This window comes from Erwinia sp. Eh17-17 (assembly GCF_039675725.1).
In the GTDB taxonomy this organism is placed as follows: Bacteria; Pseudomonadota; Gammaproteobacteria; order Enterobacterales; family Enterobacteriaceae; genus Erwinia.
Genome location: NZ_JBDFQT010000006.1, coordinates 112465 through 135229, shown reverse-complemented (window position 1 = coordinate 135229; position 22765 = coordinate 112465). Strand labels below are relative to the sequence as shown.

The window sequence follows — 22765 nt, the reverse complement described above, 5'->3', positions numbered from 1 at the left end:
TTATTTAAAATCAAAATTTACCCGGTACCGGATATGCCCGAACATTTTCAGTGATGCTTTTAGGTAAATCACACTCGGCTACTCGATCATAGCCGGTATGCGCTCTCCAGACGCAGCTATGTGCCCGGCGCGGACACTGGAGTTTGGCGCTGTAAGTATGTGATAGCTATCTTTTTAACTTCTGGCATTCCCTGGATATGCAGGCATAACGCCGTACCAGAAATCCTGGTATAGGCTTCATATGCGCCAAAGACATTCATCTTAATATTAACGACATTAAAATTCGCTTTTGGTATATGCCCGATCAGGCTGTGTTTTTAATAGTCAGGAGTGCTATATGCCTTGCTGTTTTGCAAGCCATTGTTCGGCCGTCGTGGTTGCAATTCCCTGACGGTGATTGAAGGTATTTTCTTTACTCCAGGCCACCCCGTCAGGCCGTGCAAAAGCAAGTCTGTATTTTGCCGCGAGATCTTGCTGTTTGTGCTGCACATCATCCTGAAGCTTTTTTCTATCCAGTAATTTTCTGTTTATTTCATTGCCCCAGTGGGCACGCATTAAATCAGCAAGCTCGCTATAAGTCAGCGTATCCCCAGCGATAAAGACGACCTCGTTATGAAAAGCAGGCTGATGGAAGAAAATTTCTGCCGTCAGCCGACCAATATCTTCAGGTGTAGTCAAAGTCACCGCATGTTGCCAGTCACCCAGGCCATAAACCGTTTTACTCTGTGCATCAACCACACCAAAGTCGGGTTCGAAAAGGTAGCTGGTAAAAATACCAGTAGAAACAATAACCCATCCTGTCGCCTTCTGCTCGCGCAAAAGGTGGCGAACTTCAAGCTGTTCGTCCCATACTTGTTGCCCGCTGCCTTTACCTACAACGTCATAATCAACGCCGAACTGCCATGGGAAGTAGCGGGCAACTGCCGCTTTTAATACCGCCTGCGTAATCTTGATCTGTGTTCCCGGCCCGCCGACAAAACCGCTGCAGTTGATGACGGCGTCGAAAGCACCAAATATTTCACTAAGCTCATCAACACTGTTTTCCTGCAGATCGCCCTCGACCACAGTGATGCCGAGCTTGATCAGCTCATCCAGGCGTGCCTTTCGTGAACCAGAAACGGCATGAGCGGCTTCGCTTCTGAGTAACACGCTAATTTTTACCTGCGTATGTTCCTGCACTTTATGACTCATCGCTCTCAACACCTGAATGCCAAGCTCTCCCGCACCGAGTACAAGTGCAGTATTAATAGGTTTGGTCTCGCATTTCATTCTTGCATCCTGTCGTATTAAAACGTCATCCTGACAGCTGACATTGCCTAGTTCAATTAGGCACACACATGATACCGGAGGGGATATGGAGGCTGAACATGAAGAGTTGTTGCGATTTTCCAGGGAATTTTGTGAGGAGTTAAGCAACGATGATGAGGGATTAAAACGCGAGATCCTGGCGCATGCAGGTAATCGCTGGTCACTGGGTGTGCTACATATTCTCGGTACCAACGGACCTCTTCGCTATGGAGAAATACGCCGCTACCTTTTGGGCGTGACTCAAAGAATGCTGACGCGAACGCTGCGCCATCTGGAGCGGGACGGGCTTATATCCCGCTATGATTACGAGGAAAAATTGCCCCGGGTGGTTTATGCGATTACAGATATGGGAAAAGAAATGCTTCTGAAAATGTTACCTTTATGGTCCTGGATTATCACCTCCGCCGGCTATTTTCGTGCAGCTAGAGCACAATACGATGGCGGTTGAGTGCCCAGGTGACAGACTGTTAGAAAGAGTCGACAGGACTTCATGAATGTTGACACACTGATCAAAGCAGTCTGTTAACCATGCTGTCTTAATGAGAAAAAAGCAGGCATGGCTGTTCGCCTTGATCTTAGGTCCATTTAACATGATGCCGGATGCCTCTCTGCACATGATATTGCAACTGCACTCAACTTATGGCCGGTAGGTCCGCTTTTCGCTCAAAGCGGACCACTCGCACCATCATGTCTGCATCGTGCCAGGAGCGGACGTTCAGCTTTAACGATCGCTCAAATACAACGATTTCGCGCCTGTTTGACTTCATCGTTATTTCCATTATTCTGGAAATATAGTTATGGAGGATGTATGGATTTAAACACAGCAGCAAACGCACTGCGAGAATTAGGACACCCGACGCGCCTGGGCATTTATCGGGAGCTGGTTAAGGCGGGCCATGATGGCCTGCCAGTCGGCGAACTGCAGAAGCGCCTCGGCATTCCGGCATCCACGCTCAGCCATCACCTTTCTGCGCTTATGTCCGCCGGCCTGATTAGCCAGGAACGGCAGAGCCGCACCCTGTTTTGCAGACCGTGCTATGCGCAGCTTGAACAGCTGATGGCCTTTCTGACAGAAGAATGCTGTGCAGGCGGCAGTTGCAGCCTGTCATCCGCGACGACTCATGAAGAGACCTCATTATGAAAAACATGAACGATACCCTGAAAAACATTGACCCCACACTTCTGGACGCGCCGATGACGCAAGAGAAACTGCGTCCCAAAGAAGTGGCACATCCGCCCCGTATTCTGATGCTCTACGGCTCGTTGCGGGAACGTTCTTACAGCCGGCTGACGACGGAAGAAGCCGCCCGGCTACTGATGGGAATGGGCGCAGAGGTGAAAATTTTTAATCCGTCCGGTTTGCCGCTGCCTGATGATGCCCCGGAAACGCATCCGAAAGTTGTGGAGCTGCGCGAGCTGGTTCTCTGGTCGGAAGGTATGGTCTGGTGCTCGCCGGAACGTCACGGCGCCATGACCGGTATCATGAAGGCCCAGATCGACTGGATACCCCTGACGTCCGGAGCCGTCCGGCCTTCTCAGGGAAAAACTCTCGCCGTCATGCAGGTCAGTGGCGGCTCGCAGTCATTTAATGCCGTCAACCAGATGCGAATCCTCGGCCGCTGGATGCGTATGATCACTATCCCGAATCAGTCATCCGTGGCAAAAGCCTGGGCTGAGTTTGAGGAAGACGGTCGCATGATGCCTTCTCCCTATTATGATCGCATTGTTGATGTAATGGAGGAGCTGATGAAATTCACCCTACTGACGCGCGGACGCAGTGATTACCTGACCGATCGCTACAGCGAAAGGAAAGAAAGCGCTGCGCAGCTCTCAGAGCGGGTCAACCAGCGCAGCATATAAAAAAACCGGCATCTGCCGGCTTCTATTTTCGCATCTTCTGTACTGCCGGCTGGATGCTCCGGAGTCAGTGACTGATGCGATTCCCGTACTCATCAATGACCTGTTCACCATCTTCTTTCGTAAATGCCCCTTTCTGCGGGTCAGGCAGAATGTCCAGAACCGCTTCAGACGGACGACAGAGCTTTGTGCCGAGAGGTGTCACAACTACCGGACGGTTAATGAGGATGGGGTGAGCCAGCATGGCATCCAGCAGTTCGTCATCGCTGAACCTGTCCTCTGCCAGACCCAGATTCTCATACGGCTCCGTATTTTTGCGCAGCAGTGCGCGTACGCTGATCCCCATATCCGCAATCAGCTTTTGCAGCTCGTCGCGGGTAGGTGGTGTATCCAGATACAGAATCACCGACGGCTCTGCGCCGCTATTGCGGATAAGTCCCAGTGTATTACGCGACGTCCCGCAGGTGGGGTTGTGGTAAATGGTTATGTCAGTCATAAGTGATGCTCCGTTAAGGCGCTGTGCACACACAGCCCCGGATTAAGGTTAGAAAGACAGGCGCAAGGCCAGTGCAGCCAGCGTCACAAAAAGCACAGGCAGGGTCATCACGATGCCCACGCGAAAGTAATAGCCCCAGCTGATGGTGATGTTTTTCTGCGCCAGGACGTGCAGCCACAGCAGGGTTGCCAGGCTGCCGATCGGGGTGATTTTCGGACCGAGATCGCAGCCGATGATGTTGGCGTAAATCATCGCCTCCTTCACCACACCCTGAGCGGTACTGCCGTCAATGGAGAGCGCACCAATCAGCACGGTGGGCATGTTGTTCATCACCGATGACAGGAAGGCCGTCAGAAAACCGGTGCCCAGCGTGGCACCCCATACGCCGTGCTCCGCAAAGCGGTTCAGGGCGGCAGAGAGATAATCTGTCAGTCCGGCGTTACGCATGCCATACACGACGAGGTACATGCCAAGCGAGAAAATGACTATCTGCCAGGGCGCACCTTTCAGCACCTTCCGGGTGTCGATAGCGTGCCCTTTCCGGGCAACCAGCCAGAGAATAAATGCAGCTACCGCCGCTACCAGACTGACCGGCACGCCGAGTGGTTCCAGACCAAAAAAGCCAGCCAGCAGCAGGAGCAGCACCAGCCAGCCGGTTTTAAAGGTGCGCATGTCACGGATGGCTTCCCGTGGCGTTTTCAGCTTCGCCAGGTCATAGGTTGCCGGGATGTCTTTGCGAAAAAACAGGTGCAGCATTAGCAGCGTGGCCGCGACGGAAGCAATATTTACCGGCATCATGACGGAGGCATACTCGCTAAAGCCCACCTTAAAGAAGTCTGCCGTAACGATGTTAACCAGGTTCGATACGATGAGCGGCAGGCTGGACGTGTCCGCGATAAATCCGGCTGCCATCACAAATGCCAGCGTGGCACCGGGGCTAAAGCCCAGCGCCAGAAGCATGGCGATAACGATTGGCGTCAGGATGAGCGCCGCACCGTCATTGGCGAACAGCGCCGCCACCGCCGCGCCCAGCAGAACAATATACGTGAACAGCAGCCTCCCTCTGCCACCACCCCAGCGGGAAACATGCAGTGCCGCCCACTCAAAAAAGCCGGACTCATCCAACAGCAGGCTGATGATGATGACAGCAATAAACGTGGCCGTGGCGTTCCAGACAATCTGCCAGACAACCGGAATATCACCGATATGCACCACGCCGGTCAGCAAAGCCAGCGCGGCCCCGATAACGGCACTCCAGCCAATACTGAGTCCTTTCGGCTGCCAGATAACCAGTACCAGCGTCAGAATAAAAATCGCACCCGCCAGAAACATACTATCTCCTCTGATACTGCACCGGTCAGAATGGGCACAGCGAATTCAAGAATATACATACGAAAATACATATATGTATGGTCAAATTTTAAATGCAGACAGGCTTGCCGTTAGTCGTTGCGTTGTCCCGCTCAGCCTGCTGGCTGAGATGCAGAATGTCATCCCGCTGACACAGATAAGCCTGTTCAATTACAGCTGCAGCCCAGGCGGGCATGTGTGGTGATAGCCGGTAATGAATCCATTTGCCGTCACGCCTGTCGATAAGCAGGCCGCTGTCTCTGAGTAACGCAAGATGACGGGAAATTTTTGGCTGAGCTTCCCTGAGAATGGATGTGAGTTCACAGACGCAAAGCTCTCCCTTTTCCCGCAGTAACAGCACAAGACTGAGTCGTGTTTCGTCAGACAACGCTTTGAAAAGCTGAAGAGGATTAAGCTGAACCTGAACCATGACAACTCCTGGGTATGAAGCAACAAGCAGTATCGCTGCGTAAAGATTGACGATCAACTATATATTCGAAAAAGTGCATATATTAGGCCAATTTCATTTTCTGTTCCTGCAATATGACCGAATGTTTATGACGGGAGGGTGTAATCGCTCAATGTCCGCTTCTCGCTCAAAGCGGACCACTCGCACCATCATGTCTGCATCGTGCCAGCAGCGGACGTTCAGGATATCATGATGTAGTTAACGTCGAAGATCCGGCTGACTTGCCTTCAAGCATCTTAATGATCAAATCGTGTGGGAAGATTGTTTCTTCAGTATGTCTGAGCTCATCGACTGCCCACCAATAGTAATCGCGAATGACTTTCTTTTCGTTGCAACTCCAGCCTGAGATATCGATATCTGATTTATCTGTATAAATAACAAAAAAACGCTCTTCAGCAAGAACTGTCTCCCCACTTGGTAGCATCATTGTGAAGGTTCTGGATGCTACCTGCGGTCCTGCTGCTGCTCTTGTCAGACCAGTTTCTTCAAATAATTCGCGTAACGCAGCCTGCTCATAGGATTCATTGTGTTCGAGTCCTCCACCTGGAGTTGCCCAGTATGTCTTTCCACTCAAAGCATCGTCTGTATGGCAGAAACTAAAAAGTAGGACGTGATTTTCAGGCGAAATAACTATCAATCGAGATGATGGACGAGTGCGCACAAGGCCCCCTTAAATAAAATTAAACCCTAATTTTTGAATTTATGTAAACATAAGCAGCATTCTTACTTGCCTAATATAGCAGGCTTTTTCTCAGCTTTAACTGCATTCAAGGCCCGCTCCTCGCTCATAGCCGACATGGGCCATTGTAAGGGTCAGGACGTGCGTACTGCTGGACCTATCTAGCGAGGTGAAGCAATACTAAGAACAGTCAGAATTTTAAGGGGCAATCACATCATGTCTTACATGAAACTTCATATCTTAAATGCGCAGGATAAACTGACAGCCCACAGTGAATGGCTTAATACCTGTCTTACAGAAACATATGCAAAAGCAAGCATGCTGATGAATCTTCCCTCTCTGGATATTATCGTTAAAGCTGGGATGCAGGTTATTCCTGAGAAAGGGCATCTCGGATATAGCCCTGAACCAGGTATAGTGTATATAACGGTTGATCCTAAAAACCCTTCATTTTGTTCTAATCATAATAATTCCCTAGAGCGCATGTTAGCTCATGAACTTCATCATGCGGCAAGATGGGCCGGGCCGGGGTACGGCTTCACTCTGGGGGAAGCTATTGTATCTGAGGGGCTGGCGGGACATTTTACCCTTGAGCTATTCGGTGGGGAGCCTGAACCCTGGGAGTGCCTTAATGAAGTAGAAGTCCAATCGCATATCCTACGGACGCGAAAAGATTGGGATCGCACCGATTACGACCACAATGCATGGTTTTATGGAACCAGTAACTTGCCAAGATGGCTTGGATATACCGTAGGATTTAATCTGGTTACTAGATTCCTTTTAGCTAATCCGCATTTACGCGCTTCAACGCTTACGAACGTGAATGCAAAAGAATTCAAGACATTACTTCGGACTGAAGAGCCATAATTTCGGTAGCTATCACTGGTGGGTTTTATAATGAAGAACAAAAAATACTGATGTCAGCTCCTCGCTCAAAGCAGACCACTCGCACCATCATGTCTGCATCATGCCAGAAGCGGACAGAAACTATGAGCTTGATGAGATCATCGTTTTCACGCTAAGCCATCAGGGTTGTGTTCCAGAAACGGGAAATGGGCAAGCCCACATGCTTTTAAGATCGTACAATTTCTTCGAGCGTATTTCGCAGTCCGGTCATAGCATCAATAATTTCTGCCATCTTGTCTTTCCCTATTCTATCTTCTAGTTGCTTTGCAAACGCAGCGTGTTGCGGACTGATTTTATTGACAACCGCGTACCCCTTTTCTGTCAGATGGAGCAGCATAGCTTTGCGGCTTGATGGGTTTGAAGTGAAATATAGCATTCCCTCAGCAACGAGTTGGAGGCTTGTTCTGCGTACGCTCTGCCGTGTTATTCCCATCCTGCGTGCAATTTCTGACTGAGTTAAGGGTTCTTTCAGAACCGCGCCAATGACCTGCCAGCGGGTTGCCGTAATCCCTACCGGCGCAGTAAGCTGTTCAGCAACAGTAAGAAACAGGCCATTCAGTGCGAAGGTCGTCAACGCTAATGTACTCAGCTTTTCCTGTGTTTCACTCATCGCTATGTTCCGCCATAAGTTCGTAAAAGCCTTCAGGATTGTGGTCTTTATATAACTTGCTCCAGGCACGCAATGTCGTGTCGGAGTAAACATCAAGTTTACGGAAAATTTCGATCGCAAATTCAATTGGAGCAATTCCGCTCGCAGTGATCAAGTTTCCAGAAGTTACAACCAGTTGGTCCTGGTAGTGGGCTCCACCTTTATAGCCCACCATTTCAAGAAAAATTTTTGCATTACTGGTGTGTGGTAATTCATCCAAGAGTCCACCTTTAGCAAGTGCAGCCGTTGCCCCACAAATGGCAGCAACTGGGGTTCCGGCACTTAAGAACTGAGAGGCTGTTTTGACAAAGCTATCAATCCCTCCTTTTAGGGCAATATCTGCACCAGGTAATATCAGCATCTGACTTTTTTGCGGTTCCAACGTGTCCAGACTGAGGTCGGGAACAATCTTTAGCCCACCTTTACTGATAATCGGCGTTAGCGATTTGCCAACTGTTTTTACCTCAAACATCCCTGGTTTTTTATGGAATTCAGGTGAGTTTAAATGTGCGATTACATAACCCACCTCCCAATCAGCCATGGTGTCGTAAATCGCGAGATGAACTGTTTTTTTATTCATTCCTGTCATTCCCTGTTTAAATTTGACAGCAGAGAACCAAGATGACAGCTTGCTGTCATCTTAGCAAATGAATAGTGTGTACACCATACGGTCTCGTCTGGTTGAGTGATATCGGGTATTCGGGCATCATCAGGTGCCATAGGCGTGGAGCAACGTGACGTCATTATTGATGCCAGCGTGAGCTGGGGAGTTACATTATCTGCAATCTGTTCCAGGAGGCGTTAAATGGATATCTTACTTGAAGATTTCACAGAAATGTGTTTCCCCGATTATTTCAGACTTGTCAGTAGCGTAGAAGTTATGGCTATGATCACAGAGTGTGCGATTCCCTATGATGAGGCATGCCATGATTTTGAAAAGATGCTTAATGATAATGCACGGAATGCAGAATTAGGCTGTTTCAGGATTGTAGATGCTAATAAAGGTAATTTTATCGGCCTTGCTAAACTGGTGCAGATTAGTGAAAAACCGCAGACCGCCGAGCTTGGTTACATGCTATTACCTGAATTCTGGGGGCGCGGTATCGCCAGCCGTGTCACCAGATTACTGATTGAGAAAGCCAGTAAAAATCATGAAATATCCGCACTCATCGCCATTATCGATCCTGCAAATGCGGCTTCGAGAAAAATTCTGACGAACCATGATTTCGTTTCCGTTGAGTTCAGGGATTTTGATGGTTTGCCAGGTGAAATTCTACAGCGAGCAATATAGTCAATAATTTTTATCAATTTTTGTTACCCGATTTATTACTGTCCAGGATCAGTCTTTAATGAGATTTATTTCTATGGTTGTTATTGGGGTTTTTTATAATTTTACATTCTGATTTACGTTAAATATAGGGACATGTATTCCTTGATACATGTCCGCTTGTCGCTCATATCCGGCGATGAAGTCGACATTCAGACCATTCCGGGTAAGAACAAATGCAAAAAAAACCATTACAGGGGGGTAAATTGAAAATAGATTGGCATAGCTCATTGCTTACACGTGCTACGAATGTGGATAAAAACTATAAAAACACTCAAAACGTCCGTCGTTTCATGATTAAGGCGTGTGGAGACGACTTTCGATTTAATCGAGAATTTATGGCCTGGATACGTAATGATGTTCCAAAAACTTTAGGTGATGTCGTCGATGAGTGGAAACGCAGACAGTCATTGTAGGTCTGCTCCCCGCTCAAAACTGCCTGTCATGCCTGCCTAAGAAATAGGCTTAGCGTAGGATGTTTCCATTTTTCCATCGGAAAGTCAGCCCCTGATTGTCGACTCTGTGATCATCCATACGGACGTCAATCAGACTTCCTTTCGCCACGCAAACAATGTGACGACAGTTCCATCCTTTATAGCTGTGATGGGCAGTCAGCCCACGCTGAACAATCAGCTGGATCGCAAATTCTCAATGGCATTGTTGCTAAGCATGAGCACGGATTTAACGCTGACGCTGATTCTATCGACAATGGCCTGCCGGGGGCCAAGACGCCACTCTTCGCTGTTATAAAAAGATTCCTGAGAGGATTTCAGCTGGGAGAGGTTGTCATAAGCTCTGATTAAATAGTAAGCATCGTCGTCATGGGCTGATATACCAAAAGAAATGATATCCATACCCGCTAAACGGTGAAGTGGAGCACTCTCCTCCGTCATTATCCTGTGGAAGTCTTTCCCGGTGCCGGGTTTTAGGGTGTACAGCAAAAATTCGACTGTTTTCATCTTCGATATCCTGTTCATTTTTATCATCATAGCGAATTATTGCGCCGTGGAACCATGAGGCTTGCCAGAACTGGCTTAGCGCCCTGATTGATATTAGCTCTTTCCTCGCCATGCTGGGCCTGAGCGGCTTCTGAGCGCCAGAAGCAGACATTCAACAGCTCTTATATAGTAACTTGACGCACGATTTCAGCGGTTTTCTTGTCGCAGTTGGTTGTGTTGATCGAGTTCATAATCGATAAACGCACCGATCATAGCCCGGTAGACCTTTTCGATAATCACTGTGGGAAGTCCTGCTTCAGTCGCCTGTTTACTTACCTTATCGATTACCTGCTGGACGCGGTCTGGAGCACGCACGGCTGAATGGTCACTTTTGAAAGCTGCTGCAGCTTTAACACACTGGCTACGTTGCACGATCATTTTAACCAGTTCACTGTCAATCTGATCGATACGGTTCCTAACATCCTCAATTGACGAAAAATCCATTGCAGTCCACCTGACTAGTACATGAATATGATAGGTTACATAAATCTTCGATTCAAAACAGTTTTAAATTTGTAAAGTCTGACTGAAAGAACGATAAACCAAAGAATTCAATCAAGAATATGCGGTTATTGAGAGTGCGATAAAAGAGATAGGGCGAGCTCAAAGCGGCCCCTTACCAGCAACTGTCCGCTGTGTGCCAATAGCAGAAGTTTCACATGAACTCTTATGCTAGTTTAATTAGGTTGTGACAATGCAAATCTGGAGAGCAAGGAGCCCATAAGTGGAAGCATTCACAGTACGACGCATAATTGAAAGCGATCTGGACGATTTCAGGGAATTGAGGCTGGAGGCTTTGCGCCTTCATCCGGAAGCCTTTGGCGCGTCCTACGGCGAATGCAGTCTGAAGCCAATGCAGTTCTTTGCCGAACAGCTGCTGACAAGTCATGTTTTCGGTGGTTTTGATGTTAACAACTCCTTGCAGGGCATGATTGGGATTAGCAGCAGCTCGTTACTAAAGTTGAGTCATGTGGCGAATATCTGGGGAATGTATGTACGCGCCGGGAAAAGAGGTTCCGGGCTTTCAACAGAATTAATGGATGCGGCGCTGGAAGCTGCCAGTTCAGCAAAAACAGTGAAACTGTCAGTGGTTACAACTAACCGGGCCGCGTATGCGCTTTATCATTCCTTCGGGTTCAAAGAGTGGGCGACTGATGCCGATGCGCTATGCGTTGACGGAGTGTTTCATGACGAATTCCTGATGAGACGAGACTCATAGGCTAATTCATAATCGGGATAGGATGTTTTATGTGAAAAAATCCAGCCCCATTTAGTCAATGTCTGCAGTTCGCTCACAGCGGATCTTGATGTTTCCGAGACTGTTCACTCTGTGCCAGGAGCGGGTGTTGCTTACATTGCGATATGCTAATTTATGGGAAGCAGACAGGCTGTGTTTCATAAGGATTAATGTATAATCCTTGCCAAAACAAGGAGACGAGGATGTATATCAAATCTGGGGCGTTGTTAATCGTAGCACTCATTCCATTAACATCGGTTGCAGCAAAAGGAGATTTTGATTTTTCGATCTCAGGGAAAAATACTTCCTTCGACTCTGGATGTATAGAGTCCATTCAGTATGTTGAGACGGATGAAGTGGGTAATGAGAATATAATCATGAAACTCACCGATGAATGTGGGAAAAAATTATCGACCCTGACCCGACAGAACATCGGAAAGCAGATGACCATCGCCTATAACGGTAACAAACTTACATCCGCTGTGATTGCCTCGCGCCTGAGCACTAGTTTCAGAATCTCTGCAAAGGAAATACCAAGGGTGCTGTTGATGAAAATATTTAAAGATTATGAAACAGTTATTAATTTACCGGGACAGAGTGAAAAATAATCCGGAACATTTTAATAAAGGGTATCAAGAAATTTAACACCCTCTCCCCTCTCAAAGCTGCCGAATTAGAGGGGCTTGTTCGTGCCAGAAACAGGCGTTAAGACCGGGTAAATGTGTTAGCCCAATCGTATTAATTGTGTGGTACGCGATAATGTCTTTGTCAGTATCCCACCAAAGCGGCCCATTCACTTTTAGAGATCTTCCGACATACTGATTATGTCCCCTGAGGAGATCGCCACGCGTAAGATCCGATTCACCGAGCACCAGATCATCGCCGTTCTGGAGGTAGGCGACCCGGCTGATTGTGTTTTCAAAAATAAGACTGATGAGATATGCAGACAGGCGGTGGTGGTGCTAAAGCCTGCCTGATTATGGTTAATATCACAGTGGAAAGGAGGGGTATCTATGCGGACAGTAACAGTGGTGCCCTACAATAAGCAATGGCCGCTGATGTTCGAGTCTGAACGTTCGCTGATACAGGCATTGCTCGGTGAGGTAGTTAAAGGCGTTCACCATATTGGTAGTACCTCCGTGCCGGGTTTGGCAGCAAAGCCCGTCATCGACATACTGCTGGAAGTTGCCGGGGTAAGCGAGTTGGACAAGTGTCATGCTGCAATGACTCAAGCCGGATACACTGCGCGTGGTGAAAACGGAATTCGCGGGCGCCGATATTTTATTAAGGGTGGTGATAAGCGTAGCCATCAGGTGCATGCATTCGCCGTCGGTGACAGGCAAGTGGTAAAACATCTGGCTTTCCGTGATTATCTGATAAAAAACAGGGAGGAAGCAGAGCGATATGCCGGGATAAAGCGTGCTGCTGCGTTAGCAAGCCACAACGATGCTCAGCGCTACAGTGAATTAAAGGCGGGCTTTATAGAGCATCATCTGCAGCTGGCACTCATTGATTTTGAACGATAGACAGACGTCGGCGGCTGTGACTGAAAGACCCTCCCGGACGCATCAGGAAATAAAAAAAGAGTGCTCATCGCACTCTTTTTCCACGTTTTATGGCGTCGGTTTTAACGTCACCCAGTATCCCGGCTGATACGCCACCGGCAGGAAGCGCTGATGGAATTCGCGGAAGGTGGCGTCCGGGTCGATGTCTTTAAACAGATCCGGGTGCAGCCATTTCGCCATCGCCTGGATGGCGACAAACTGATACGGGCTGTCGTAGAACTGGTGCCAGATTGCGTGCGCATTACCGTTGGTCGCGACCGGCAGCGTGCGGAACGCCGGACGTGCCATCAGCGCGGTTAAACGCTGGGTAGCCAGATTGAGGTCAGCCCCCGGCCCCACGCCAACCCAGCCGCCCGCCGTATTGTAGTTTTTCCAGTTCGCCCCGGTGACAATCACTACGTCCGGGCGCGAAGCAATAATCTGTTCAGGATTAAGCGTACCGAAGGTGCCGGGGATCATCCCTTTGGCAATATTGGTGCCGCCTGCCACTTCTACCATGCGGCCGAAGTTCTCGTTGCCGAATGACATACAGCACTCTTCGGTATATCCCCCGGCGCGGTCGAGCATCACTTTCGGGCGCGGGCCCTGATAGTTTTTCAGACGTTCAGTCACGATGTCGATCTGCTGCTGGCGGAAAGCGATAATCTCTTCGGCGCGCGCCGGTTTGCCGACCAGCTGGCCCATAATGCGGATGCTTTTCACCGCATTCTCAAACGGCTTCTCGCGGAAGTCGATAAACACCACCGGTATGCCCAGCTTATCGAGTTTCTCCGTCAGCTTAGACTCATCGGTAGCGGCTTTGGACTCCAGGTTCATCAGGATCAGGTCGGGCTTCAGCGTCAGCGCCTGCTCAACGTTAAAGGTGCCGTCTTTCGCTCCGCCAAAAGTCGGCAGCGAGGTGATAGAGGGATATTTTTTCGCGTAGATTTGATAGCTGTCGAAATCGGCTTTTGGCAGGTCGTCACGCCAGCCAACCACGCGCTGGAACGGCGCCTCGGTATCAAAGGCCGCCAGCAGGTAGATCTGCCGCCCTTCCCCAAGGATCACACGCTTCACTTCCGATTTGATTTCAACTTTGCGTCCGCTGACGTCTTCTACCACAAACGGTGCGGCCAGCAGGCTGGCGGATGACAGCAGCCCGCCTACAAGGATTAATGCTCTACCCCAGAACGTCATAGCAAACTCCATAAAGGAAATGATTATTATTATCAAAATGAGAATACGCAGGGATGCTACGACGACGGGCAGGCTATTACAAGATGTGTCAGAAAAATTTCATTCAGCGATCGCGCCGCCCGCAGGCACCGCGATTCAGACGCTGAGCTGGTAGAATTTGCTGTCGACAGCCATCAGCGGGAAGCGGGCAGGCAGTTGAGACGTCGTGATTTCACGAAAACCGTTTTTCTCGTAAAAACGGTGCGCAGCAACAAACGTCGCCGTGGTGCCAAGAAAGATATCCGTCACCTTACGGTCACGCGCCGACGTCAGCAGGGTATTCAGCAGCGCAGAGGCCACCCCGAAAGCTTTGCCTCGCCATTCAGCGGCGACAAACATTTTGCGCAGCGCCGCCTGCTGATTGCCGATATCTTTCAGGGCAATACAGCCGACCACCTGATTATCCACCAGCGCCAGCCAGAAATCCCCGCAGCCCTGCTGGTAAAAGTTTTCGATATCGCACAGGTCCGGCTGCTGCGCGGCAGTGATATTAATAGCGAACTCTTCCGTCTGGATCGGCAGGATTAAGGCGAGTACGCCGGACTGGAATTCAGGACGATAGCGCTGAAGCGTGACATGCTGTGTGGACATCGGCGTAACTCCGCTGGTTTCAGGAACATTCTGGCGTTTTAATTTATCGCTTTTGCTCCTGCTCTGGCGAATGAAAAATCACCCGCAGCAGGGTGAAACGCTCTGCTGATAACGCGTTCCTTTGCTCCCCGTTAAAAATCATAATAAATCGACAGCCAGGTCTGGTCCGGGTCGTTATCTGAGGTGGACGTAAAGGTGTGCTCCAGATAGAAGGAGAAACCGTAAGCCAGCTGCGTCATCACGCCCAGATATTCGTGGTTAGCGTGATAATCACCGCTGCCGCGCAGCCGCAGCGTATCGGCGGCAACATAGGGCTGCACCGACTTCAGCAGGAAGCGGTTGACGGGAATGGTGTAGCCCGCGAACATCTCCAGCCCGTAGCCGCTGCCGGCAAAATAGTGGTTTGTCTCCTGGCGTTTCTTTGCCGGCACAAAATTGTGGGTCCAGCTGGCGGTACTGACTAAATACCAGTTGCCCGGTTGCCAGGTGGCGGCAACGCCGGAAAACTGCTGGCGATAGCCTCTCTGCTGGCCGCCGCTCTCTTTCACTACCGCACTGGTCTGGTTCCAGCTGGCGCTCAGCACCAGATCTTTGCCGGCCTGATAATCCAGCCCCAGGCCCGCGCCGTGTTTACGCCGGTAATACTGGTGGTTATCCAGCACAATATCGTCCTGCGGCAGCAGCCAGTCGGCGTAGAGGGTAAAATCGGCGAAAGTGTTGGTGTATTTCAGGCTGTTGCGCGGGCGGTCACCGCCGTCGATATTTTTATCCAGGCCGCTGCCGTTAGGTCCGGCGAAACCATCGTTATCCCAGACGTCACTTTTCACCCCAATAGTGTCGTAGTAAACGCCATACTGATGGCCAAAGGTCAGCGTACCGAAGCGATCGTCCTGGATACCACCGTACAGTTTACGCTGGCGGGACCAGTCATCCTGATGATCGTAGTGATGCTTCAGCCCTAAGGCGTGGGCGGTGTCCAGCCCCAGCGAGTAGAAACCAATCAGGGAGGTGCCCGGCCTGAGCAGGTAATCGGCAGCGAAGCGGAAACGTGAACCGCCATCGTGCCCGCCGTGATTATCCGGGCCGCGATTCCAGATAAACTCCGGACGCACGCTGCCGCTGACCGTCAGGCTGAATGGTGCAAGAAACGGGTCATGAAAGGTATTTTTTTTCAGCAGTTCGACATCGGCCCGTGCCTCTGTTGAAAATAGCGCCAGCGCAGCGAGGCCCGGAAGTAAAGGGTGTAACAGTGGGTAAGATTTCATCAGTCTGTTCCTTAGACTCAAAGGGTTCCCTCACTCAATATCCTGTTAAGCAAGGCGGGGTTTATTCAGCTTGTGCGCTTTTGGCGCGCTGGCAGCATGGAGATGTCCAGATTGCCAGCGGGTTCATGTTTCTTATCGTCCGCGAATCAGAAATTGAAATGGAAGGAGAGCCAGGTCTCATCGGGGTCGTTATCGCTGCTGGCGGTAAAGGTGCGCTCCAGCCAGACGGTCAGTCCCCAGCCAACGCTGGTCCCCATGCCGAGATAAACGTGGTTGGAGTGATAGTTTTCCGCGCTTTTCAGACGCAGCGAGTCAACGGCAACGTAGGGCTGGATCCACTGCAGACCGGGCTGATTAATCCTGAAGGTGTAGCCGCCGAAGGCTTCCAGCCCGTAGCCGTCACCGGCCAGATAGCGGTCGGTTCTCTGCTGCTGACGATTGGGCAGGAAATGGCGGTAGTAGGTGGCCGTCCCCGCCAGATACCAGTTATCCGGCTGCCAGGCGAGCGCCACGCCGGAAAACTGCTGCTGATAGCGGGTTTGCGTTCCGTTGCTGTGTTTGATGGTGGCTGTGGTCTGGTCCCAGGCGGCGCTGAACGTCAGGTCTTTCTGCAGCTGGTAGTCGAAGCCGATCGCCGCACCGTGATCGCGCCGGTAGTATTTGTTGCCTCCCAGCACCAGTTCGTCCTGCGGCAGCAGCCACGCGGTGTAGAGCGTCAGGTCACCGAAGGTGTTGGTGTAGTGCAGACTGTTCTTCGGGCGGTTGCCGCCGTCGTAGTCCCCGGCGACCCCGCTGCCGTCAGCGGCGGCATGACCATCGTTATCCCAGACGTCGCTTTTCGCCCCTACCGTTTCATAATAAACGCCGTACTGGTGGCCGAAGGTCAGGGTGCCGTAGCGGGTGTCTTTGATCCCGCCATACAGCTGGCGCTGCTTATCCCAGTTGCCGCCATGATCGTAATGGCTTTTCATCCCCAGCATATGCGCGGTATCGATGCCCCACTCGTAATAGGCAATGACCGAGGTTTCTGGCGTCAGTAAATAGTCGGCGCTAAAACGTAAACGCGTGCCGCCGTCGTGGCCGTTATGATTATCCGGCCCGCGGTTCCAGATAAACTCCGGCCGAATGCTGCCGCCAACCTGCAGGCTTAACGGATCCAGCCACTGAACGTCAAAGGCTTTTTTAGGCAGCACCGTCATTTCGGCCTGAGAAGCGGGCGCAAAGACCACCAGCGCGCCGGCGCCCATTAACATCCTTGTATATTTCAAAACATCACTCCATTTCTGTTCATAAAGCTGACAAATTTTTACTAGCGGAATCGTTTAAATCAGATCGTGCTCTTATTTATGATGATTCGTGCTTTTACCCCTTATTTCGCAGATTAAGCGCAATAAATGCGAAATAAACGCGCCAGTTCAGCCCCCATCGGCGTCAGGGTGGCGTCCTTGCGCTGAATCAAATAAAACGTGGCCTTTGGCAGCACCTCTTTAATATTCAGCGCCACCAGCTGGTTGCCGAGGATCGGATCGCCGATCACGTCGCTGGAGAGAATACTGACAAAATCACTCCGGGCGATCAGGCTGGTGCAGGCCATAAAAGTCTCGCAGGTGACGCTGATGGCCGGGGCCATCCCCATATCGTGCAGCAGGTCGTGCAGCAGACGATAGTAGCTGCCGCGCGGCGTCGGCATGGTCCAGTCGCAGTGCTGCAGTTCCGCCAGCGAAGTCACGTGTTCGCACGGGTGCCCCTTTCGCACCACCACGCGATACTCGCGCTCCATCAGCCGCTCGTAGCTCAGCTCGCTGTCCAGATGGCCGGGATAGGAGGTATTAATGGTGAAGTCCAGCTCGCCCTGGCGCAGCTCCGGGATCATCGACACCAGCTGTCCTTCCACAATGCGGATCTTCACCTTCGGGTACTGACGACGGAACTGGGTGACCACCTGCGGCATCAGGGTGCGCGCCACACTGCCTCCGACGCCGATGTTTACCGTGCCGCCCGCCAGCCCCAGGCGCTGCTGGATATCCTCCTGCGCCACGCGCAGCTCTTCTATGATCAGGCTCGCATGTTGGAAAAAGTTATCACCGATATCGGTGAGCGCCACCCCCTGGCTACGGCGGATAAACAGCCGGGCACCGAGTACCTCTTCCAGTTCCTTAATCGACTTAGTCAGCGCAGGCTGTGACAGCCCGGCGGCGCGGCTGGCGGCGCGAATACTGCCGTAGCGCGCCACGTCTACAAAGGCGCGCAGCTGGTGCAACTTGATGGATGCGGGCATCGGATCTCCGTTTGGTGATAACCACTGATTATCAATCACAAGATATTGGCATCTTCTGCCTGCGGATTCCATTGTGTAGAACAGAGTGTAATCACCCTGAACTGAGAAGGATAAATCCATGTACCAGGCTATTGCTGACGCCGTCAACGAAATCGCTCCCCGCCTGCAGGAACGGCGGCGCGACCTGCATAAATTTGCCGAATCCGGCTGGCTGGAGTTCCGCACCGCTACGCTGGTGGCCGCCGAGCTGCATCGCCTCGGCTACGCGCTCCAGCTGGGCAAAGAGGTGGTGAAGGCCGAAGCGCGGATGGGCCTGCCATCGCCGGAGGTGCTGGCACAGCACGAGCAGCGCGCGCTGGAACAGGGGGCGCTGAGCGAGTGGCTGCCGCACTTTTCCGGCGGATTCTGCGCCATCGTTGCCACCCTGGCGACCGGCCGCCCCGGCCCGGTGATGGCGTTTCGCGTCGATATGGATGCGCTGGACGTGATTGAAAATCAGACCGCAGAGCACCGTCCGCAGCGCGAAGGCTTTGGTTCGGTCAACGCGGGCATGATGCACGCCTGTGGCCACGACGGCCACACCACCATTGGCCTGGGTCTGGCTCAGGTGCTGCAGCAGTTCGCCGCGCAGCTCAACGGCACCATTAAGCTGATTTTCCAGCCCGCCGAAGAGGGCACGCGCGGGGCAAAATCGATGGTGGAAGCAGGCGTGGTTGATGACGTCGATTTCTTTACCGCCATCCACATCGGCACCGGCGTACCGGCGGGTGAGCTGGTGTGCGGCAGCGATAACTTTATGGCCACCACCAAGCTCGACGTCAGCTTCCGCGGCAACGCCGCCCACGCCGGGGCGCGCCCGGAAGAAGGCAGCAACGCGCTGCTCGCCGCCGCGCAGGCCACGCTGGCGCTGCACACGCTGACCCAGCACAGCGGCGGCAGCGCCCGCGTAAACGTCGGCGTGTTGCAGGCAGGCACCGGACGCAACGTGGTCGCCGACCGTGCCGCAATGAAGGTAGAAACCCGTGGCGCCACCAATGAAATTAACGATTTTATCTATCAGCGCGCCCTGCAAACGATAGCCGGTGCCGCCGCGATGTACGGCGTGGAGCACCAGGTGACGCTGATGGGCGCAGCGCGCAGCAGCCAGCCGACCGCGCCGTGGGTGCGTTATATCCGCCGCCAGGCAGCGCAGATCCCTGAACTGACCTCGCTGGTCGATACGCGCGGCGCGGCGGCCGGGTCGGAAGATGCTACCTACATGATGGAGCGGGTGAAGCAGCACGGCGGCCAGGCCTCCTACATCATTTTCGGCACCGAGCTGAGCGCCGGGCACCACAACGAAAAATTCGATTTTAACGAGCAGGTGATGGCGGTAGCGGTGAAAACCCTCGCGGCGATTGCGCTCAATGTGGCTGAATTCGAAGCGGAGGCGTGATGAACGAGGCAATCTGTGACTTTGTGGCGCACTACATCGACCAGCATCAGGCGCGCTTCAGCGCGTTAAGCGATGCCATCTGGGACCAGCCGGAAACGCGCTTTACCGAGACCTTCGCCGCCGGGCTGCTGTCCGGGGCGCTGGAACAGGAAGGCTTTCACATTGAACAGGCCGCAGGCGGCATCGACACCGCGTTTATCGCCAGCTACGGCAGCGGCCAGCCGGTGATTGCCCTGCTGGGGGAGTATGACGCGCTGGCGGGGCTGAGCCAGCAGGCGGGATGCAGTACGCGCGCGCCGCTGGTGGCGGACGGCCACGGCCACGGCTGCGGCCACAATCTGCTGGGCACCGCCGCGCTGGCCGCCGCCTGCGCGGTCAAAGCCTGGCTCCAGCAGAACGGTACAGCAGGCACCGTGCGTTTTTACGGCTGCCCCGGTGAAGAGGGCGGCTCCGGGAAAACCTTTATGGTGCGCGAGGGGCTGTTTAACGACGTGGATGCAGCGCTGACCTGGCACCCGGAAGGCTTCAGCGGCATGTTTAACACCGCCACGCTCGCCAATATCCAGGCGGCGTTTCACTTCAGCGGTATCGCCTCCCATGCGGCCAATGCGCCGCACCTCGGACGCAGCGCGCTGGATGCCGTGACGCTGATGAATACCGGCGCTAACTTCCTGCGCGAACACATTATTCCCGAAGCGCGGCTGCACTATGCGGTGACCAACAGCGGGGGCAACTCCCCCAATGTGGTGCAGGCAGAGGCGGAAGTGCTCTATCTGGTACGCGCCCCGCAGCTCGATCAGCTGCAGGATATTTACCAGCGGGTGACCGATATTGCCCGTGGCGCAGCGCTGATGACCGGTACAGCGATGAGCGTGCGTTTTGAAAAAGCCTGCTCCAACTATCAGCCCAACCGGGCGCTGGAACGGCTGATGTACCGGCAGCTCAGCCACTTTGGTCTGCCGGCTTACAGCGAGAAAGAACGCCAGTTTGCCGCAGAGATCGGCCAGACGCTGAGCGCCGACGATCGGCGCAATGCCCGGCTGAACGCCGCGCGTACCGGGGCCGCAGCGGGCCAGCAGTGGGCAGAAGCGCTGGGCGACCGCGTGCTGACCGACAGCGTGGCACCCTACAGCGCCAGTGAAGAGGTGCTGTACGGCTCAACCGACGTCGGTGACGTCAGCTGGGTGGCTCCGACCGCACAGTGCTTCACCCCCTGCTTTGCCTTTGGTACGCCGCTGCACAGCTGGCAGCTAGTGGCTCAGGGGCGGACCTCAATTGCCCATAAAGGCATGTGTCTTGCAGGGAAAACCCTGGCGGCGACCGCGCTGGCGCTGTTCAGCGATACCGATCTGCTGGCTGAGGCGCAGCGGGAGTTCCATCAGCCGCGCGCCAGACAGCCCTATCACTGCCCGATCCCGGCCGGGATCAAACCAACGCCGCTGGCGTAACGATGTTGCAGTTCCCGGAGGCCTGGCTCGATCCCGGCCCCGTTAAAAAATAAAAACGCAAACAACACCATAACGACAACAAGACATAGGGTTAATCAATGAGCGAGACAACAGCGGCCAACAAAAGCCCGGGGAAGATCTTTTACTGGATTGAACGCATCGGCAACAAGGTGCCCAATCCGTTTCTGTTATTTGTTTATCTGATCGTGGTGCTGATGGTCTCCACGGCGCTGCTCTCCTGGTTTGGCGTGGCGGTGAGAAACCCGGCCAGCGGAAAAATGGTCGAGGTGAAGAATCTGCTGAGTGTGGCGGGGATCCAGTGGATCCTGCCGAATATCATTAAGAACTTCAGCGGTTTTGCCCCGCTTGGCTCGATCCTCGCACTGATGATCGGTGCCGGGCTGGCGGAGCGCACCGGGCTGCTGCAGGCGATGATGAATAAGATGGCCTCGTTTGTCAGCGCCCGCTACGCCAGCTATATGGTGCTGTTTATCGCCTTCTTCAGCCATATTTCGTCCGATGCCGCGCTGGTGGTGATGCCGCCGCTCGGCGCGCTGATGTTCATCGCCGTGGGCCGCCACCCGGTCGCCGGGCTGCTGGCGGCGATTGCCGGGGTGGCCTCCGGCTTTACCGCTAATCTGCTGATCGTCACCACTGACGTGCTGCTTTCCGGCATCAGCAGCGAGGCGGCGAAAGCGGTCAGCGATACGGTACACGTCAGCGTAGTGGATAACTGGTTCTTTATGGCCAGTTCGGTGATAGTGCTGACGATTGCCGGCGGGCTGCTGACCGATAAATTTATTGAACCGCGCCTGCCCGCCTGGCAGGGTAACAGCGAGGAGAAGCTCGCCAGCCTGACGCCGCTGCAAAACCGGGGGCTGCTGATGAGCGGGCTTTCCGCCCTGGTATTTATCGGCCTGGTGGCGCTGATGGTAGTGCCGGAGGGGGCTATGCTGCGCGATCCGGCCAGCGGATCAATCATCCCGTCGCCGTTTATTAAGGGCATCGTGCCGCTGATTATTCTGTTCTTCTTTGTGGTGGCGATTACCTACGGCGTATCAACGAAGCAGATTAAACGCCCGGACGATGTGCCCGCCCTGCTGATTGAACCGATGAAAAATATGGCCGGGTTTATCGTGATGGTGTTCCCGCTGGCGCAGTTTGTGGCGATGTTTAACTGGAGCAACATGGGGACGTTTATGGCGGTGGGCCTGACCGATGTGCTGGAGCAGCTGGCGATGACCGGTGCCCCGGCGTTTATCGGGCTGATGTTCCTGTCGGCGTTCCTGTGCATGTTTATTGCCAGCGGTTCAGCGATCTGGTCCATTCTCGCGCCGATTTTCGTACCGATGTTTATGCTGCTCGGCTTCCACCCGGCGTTCGCGCAGATGATTTTCCGCATTGCCGACTCCGCCGTCCTGCCGCTGTCGCCGATGTCCCCCTTCCTGCCGCTGTTCCTCGGCTTCCTGCAGCGCTACCGCAAAGACGCACAGCTCGGCACCTATTACACGCTGATTATGCCGTACCCGCTGGTGTTCTTCGCCGTGTGGATCCTGCTACTGCTGGCGTGGTATGCGCTGGGCCTGCCGATTGGGCCTGGCGTGTATCCGGTGATGCCGTAGGAGCTTTGTCGGGGCGGACCTCTTTTCCGGTCCGCCCTGAATACCGGCAGGGGCCGATCGGAAAAGACGA

At 53.0% G+C, this 22765-nt stretch carries 26 protein-coding genes; 12 read left to right on the top strand and 14 right to left on the bottom strand.

Annotation, left to right across the window (positions count from 1 at the left end):
- Positions 1-333 precede the first annotated feature (333 nt).
- A complete protein-coding gene (locus tag ABEH87_RS16225) occupies positions 334-1269 on the bottom strand; it encodes an aromatic alcohol reductase (RefSeq protein WP_346577734.1) in 936 nt (311 codons plus the stop codon).
- Positions 1270-1354: 85 nt separating this feature from the next.
- On the opposite strand from ABEH87_RS16225, the gene ABEH87_RS16220 reads away from it, so the two are divergent.
- The 3 genes from ABEH87_RS16220 (at position 1355) to arsH (ending at position 3168) form a co-directional block, all read left to right on the top strand.
- A complete protein-coding gene (locus tag ABEH87_RS16220) occupies positions 1355-1756 on the top strand; it encodes a helix-turn-helix domain-containing protein (protein ID WP_346577732.1) in 402 nt (133 codons plus the stop codon).
- A gap of 360 nt (positions 1757-2116) precedes the next feature.
- On the top strand, positions 2117-2449 hold the full coding sequence (locus tag ABEH87_RS16215) for a metalloregulator ArsR/SmtB family transcription factor (RefSeq protein ID WP_346577730.1): 333 nt from the start codon (positions 2117-2119) through the stop codon (positions 2447-2449).
- Between the two features lie 5 nt (positions 2450-2454).
- Complete coding sequence (gene arsH, locus ABEH87_RS16210; protein ID WP_346577899.1) at positions 2455-3168, top strand: arsenical resistance protein ArsH; 714 nt, start codon at positions 2455-2457, stop codon at positions 3166-3168.
- A gap of 64 nt (positions 3169-3232) precedes the next feature.
- On the opposite strand, the gene arsC is transcribed toward arsH, so the two are convergent.
- From arsC to ABEH87_RS16190, 4 genes are all read right to left on the bottom strand, one after another.
- Positions 3233-3661 (bottom strand): glutaredoxin-dependent arsenate reductase, encoded by a 429-nt coding sequence (gene arsC, locus ABEH87_RS16205; protein ID WP_346577728.1) that lies wholly within the window; start codon positions 3659-3661, stop codon positions 3233-3235.
- A gap of 48 nt (positions 3662-3709) precedes the next feature.
- A complete protein-coding gene (locus tag ABEH87_RS16200; protein ID WP_346577726.1) occupies positions 3710-4993 on the bottom strand; it encodes an arsenic transporter in 1284 nt (427 codons plus the stop codon).
- Positions 4994-5081: 88 nt separating this feature from the next.
- Positions 5082-5441, bottom strand: coding sequence for a metalloregulator ArsR/SmtB family transcription factor (locus tag ABEH87_RS16195; protein WP_346577724.1), 360 nt, complete (start codon positions 5439-5441; stop codon positions 5082-5084).
- Between the two features lie 226 nt (positions 5442-5667).
- The gene (locus ABEH87_RS16190; RefSeq protein ID WP_346577722.1) at positions 5668-6141 is read right to left on the bottom strand and encodes an NUDIX domain-containing protein; all 474 of its coding nucleotides are present in this window, start codon (positions 6139-6141) and stop codon (positions 5668-5670) included.
- Between the two features lie 234 nt (positions 6142-6375).
- Between ABEH87_RS16190 and ABEH87_RS16185 the strand changes: the two genes are divergently transcribed.
- Positions 6376-7026 carry a DUF2268 domain-containing putative Zn-dependent protease gene (locus ABEH87_RS16185; protein ID WP_346577720.1) on the top strand — a complete coding sequence of 217 codons (651 nt, stop codon included), beginning with the start codon at positions 6376-6378 and terminating at the stop codon, positions 7024-7026.
- A gap of 205 nt (positions 7027-7231) precedes the next feature.
- Here the strand turns inward: ABEH87_RS16185 and ABEH87_RS16180 are convergent, their stop codons facing one another.
- Positions 7232-7675: a MarR family transcriptional regulator gene (locus ABEH87_RS16180; protein WP_346577718.1), complete on the bottom strand. Its 444-nt coding sequence runs from the start codon at positions 7673-7675 to the stop codon at positions 7232-7234.
- Positions 7668-8294 (bottom strand): type 1 glutamine amidotransferase family protein, encoded by a 627-nt coding sequence (locus ABEH87_RS16175; RefSeq protein ID WP_346577716.1) that lies wholly within the window; start codon positions 8292-8294, stop codon positions 7668-7670. The genes ABEH87_RS16180 and ABEH87_RS16175 overlap by 8 nt, the downstream gene beginning before the upstream one ends.
- Positions 8295-8519: 225 nt before the next feature.
- Between ABEH87_RS16175 and ABEH87_RS16170 the strand changes: the two genes are divergently transcribed.
- Complete coding sequence (locus ABEH87_RS16170; RefSeq protein WP_346577714.1) at positions 8520-9005, top strand: GNAT family N-acetyltransferase; 486 nt, start codon at positions 8520-8522, stop codon at positions 9003-9005.
- Between the two features lie 242 nt (positions 9006-9247).
- Positions 9248-9457 carry a DUF6434 domain-containing protein gene (locus tag ABEH87_RS16165; RefSeq protein WP_133842120.1) on the top strand — a complete coding sequence of 70 codons (210 nt, stop codon included), beginning with the start codon at positions 9248-9250 and terminating at the stop codon, positions 9455-9457.
- A gap of 213 nt (positions 9458-9670) precedes the next feature.
- Here ABEH87_RS16165 and ABEH87_RS16160 read toward each other — a convergent pair whose 3' ends face one another.
- Positions 9671-10000 (bottom strand): NIPSNAP family protein, encoded by a 330-nt coding sequence (locus tag ABEH87_RS16160; protein WP_346577712.1) that lies wholly within the window; start codon positions 9998-10000, stop codon positions 9671-9673.
- A gap of 186 nt (positions 10001-10186) precedes the next feature.
- A complete protein-coding gene (locus ABEH87_RS16155; protein WP_346577710.1) occupies positions 10187-10483 on the bottom strand; it encodes a chorismate mutase in 297 nt (98 codons plus the stop codon).
- Between the two features lie 280 nt (positions 10484-10763).
- Here ABEH87_RS16155 and ABEH87_RS16150 point away from each other — a divergent pair, with 280 nt between their 5' ends.
- The 3 genes from ABEH87_RS16150 (at position 10764) to ABEH87_RS16140 (ending at position 12802) form a co-directional block, all read left to right on the top strand.
- Positions 10764-11258, top strand: a complete 495-nt coding sequence (locus ABEH87_RS16150) for a GNAT family N-acetyltransferase (RefSeq protein WP_346577708.1) — start codon at positions 10764-10766, stop codon at positions 11256-11258.
- Between the two features lie 221 nt (positions 11259-11479).
- On the top strand, positions 11480-11884 hold the full coding sequence (locus ABEH87_RS16145; protein ID WP_346577706.1) for an Insecticidal toxin complex protein tccz: 405 nt from the start codon (positions 11480-11482) through the stop codon (positions 11882-11884).
- A 405-nt stretch (positions 11885-12289) separates the two neighbouring features.
- A complete protein-coding gene (locus ABEH87_RS16140) occupies positions 12290-12802 on the top strand; it encodes a GrpB family protein (RefSeq protein ID WP_346577704.1) in 513 nt (170 codons plus the stop codon).
- Between the two features lie 87 nt (positions 12803-12889).
- On the opposite strand, the gene ABEH87_RS16135 is transcribed toward ABEH87_RS16140, so the two are convergent.
- The 5 genes from ABEH87_RS16135 to ABEH87_RS16115 all read right to left on the bottom strand — a co-directional run bounded on the left by ABEH87_RS16135 (position 12890) and on the right by ABEH87_RS16115 (position 18190).
- Positions 12890-14017 (bottom strand): ABC transporter substrate-binding protein, encoded by a 1128-nt coding sequence (locus ABEH87_RS16135; RefSeq protein WP_346577703.1) that lies wholly within the window; start codon positions 14015-14017, stop codon positions 12890-12892.
- Positions 14018-14152: 135 nt separating this feature from the next.
- Positions 14153-14647, bottom strand: a complete 495-nt coding sequence (locus ABEH87_RS16130; protein ID WP_346577701.1) for a GNAT family N-acetyltransferase — start codon at positions 14645-14647, stop codon at positions 14153-14155.
- A gap of 131 nt (positions 14648-14778) precedes the next feature.
- A complete protein-coding gene (locus ABEH87_RS16125; protein WP_346577699.1) occupies positions 14779-15912 on the bottom strand; it encodes a porin in 1134 nt (377 codons plus the stop codon).
- Between the two features lie 146 nt (positions 15913-16058).
- Positions 16059-17180 carry a porin gene (locus ABEH87_RS16120; protein ID WP_346577697.1) on the bottom strand — a complete coding sequence of 374 codons (1122 nt, stop codon included), beginning with the start codon at positions 17178-17180 and terminating at the stop codon, positions 16059-16061.
- A 113-nt stretch (positions 17181-17293) separates the two neighbouring features.
- A complete protein-coding gene (locus tag ABEH87_RS16115) occupies positions 17294-18190 on the bottom strand; it encodes a LysR family transcriptional regulator (RefSeq protein ID WP_346577695.1) in 897 nt (298 codons plus the stop codon).
- A 118-nt stretch (positions 18191-18308) separates the two neighbouring features.
- Here ABEH87_RS16115 and ABEH87_RS16110 point away from each other — a divergent pair, with 118 nt between their 5' ends.
- The 3 genes from ABEH87_RS16110 (at position 18309) to abgT (ending at position 22695) form a co-directional block, all read left to right on the top strand.
- Complete coding sequence (locus ABEH87_RS16110; RefSeq protein WP_346577693.1) at positions 18309-19625, top strand: amidohydrolase; 1317 nt, start codon at positions 18309-18311, stop codon at positions 19623-19625.
- A complete protein-coding gene (locus ABEH87_RS16105) occupies positions 19625-21073 on the top strand; it encodes a M20 family metallopeptidase (RefSeq protein ID WP_346577691.1) in 1449 nt (482 codons plus the stop codon). Before ABEH87_RS16110 ends, ABEH87_RS16105 begins: the two co-directional genes overlap by 1 nt.
- A gap of 98 nt (positions 21074-21171) precedes the next feature.
- Positions 21172-22695, top strand: a complete 1524-nt coding sequence (gene abgT, locus ABEH87_RS16100) for a p-aminobenzoyl-glutamate transporter (protein ID WP_346577689.1) — start codon at positions 21172-21174, stop codon at positions 22693-22695.
- Positions 22696-22765: the final 70 nt, after the last annotated feature.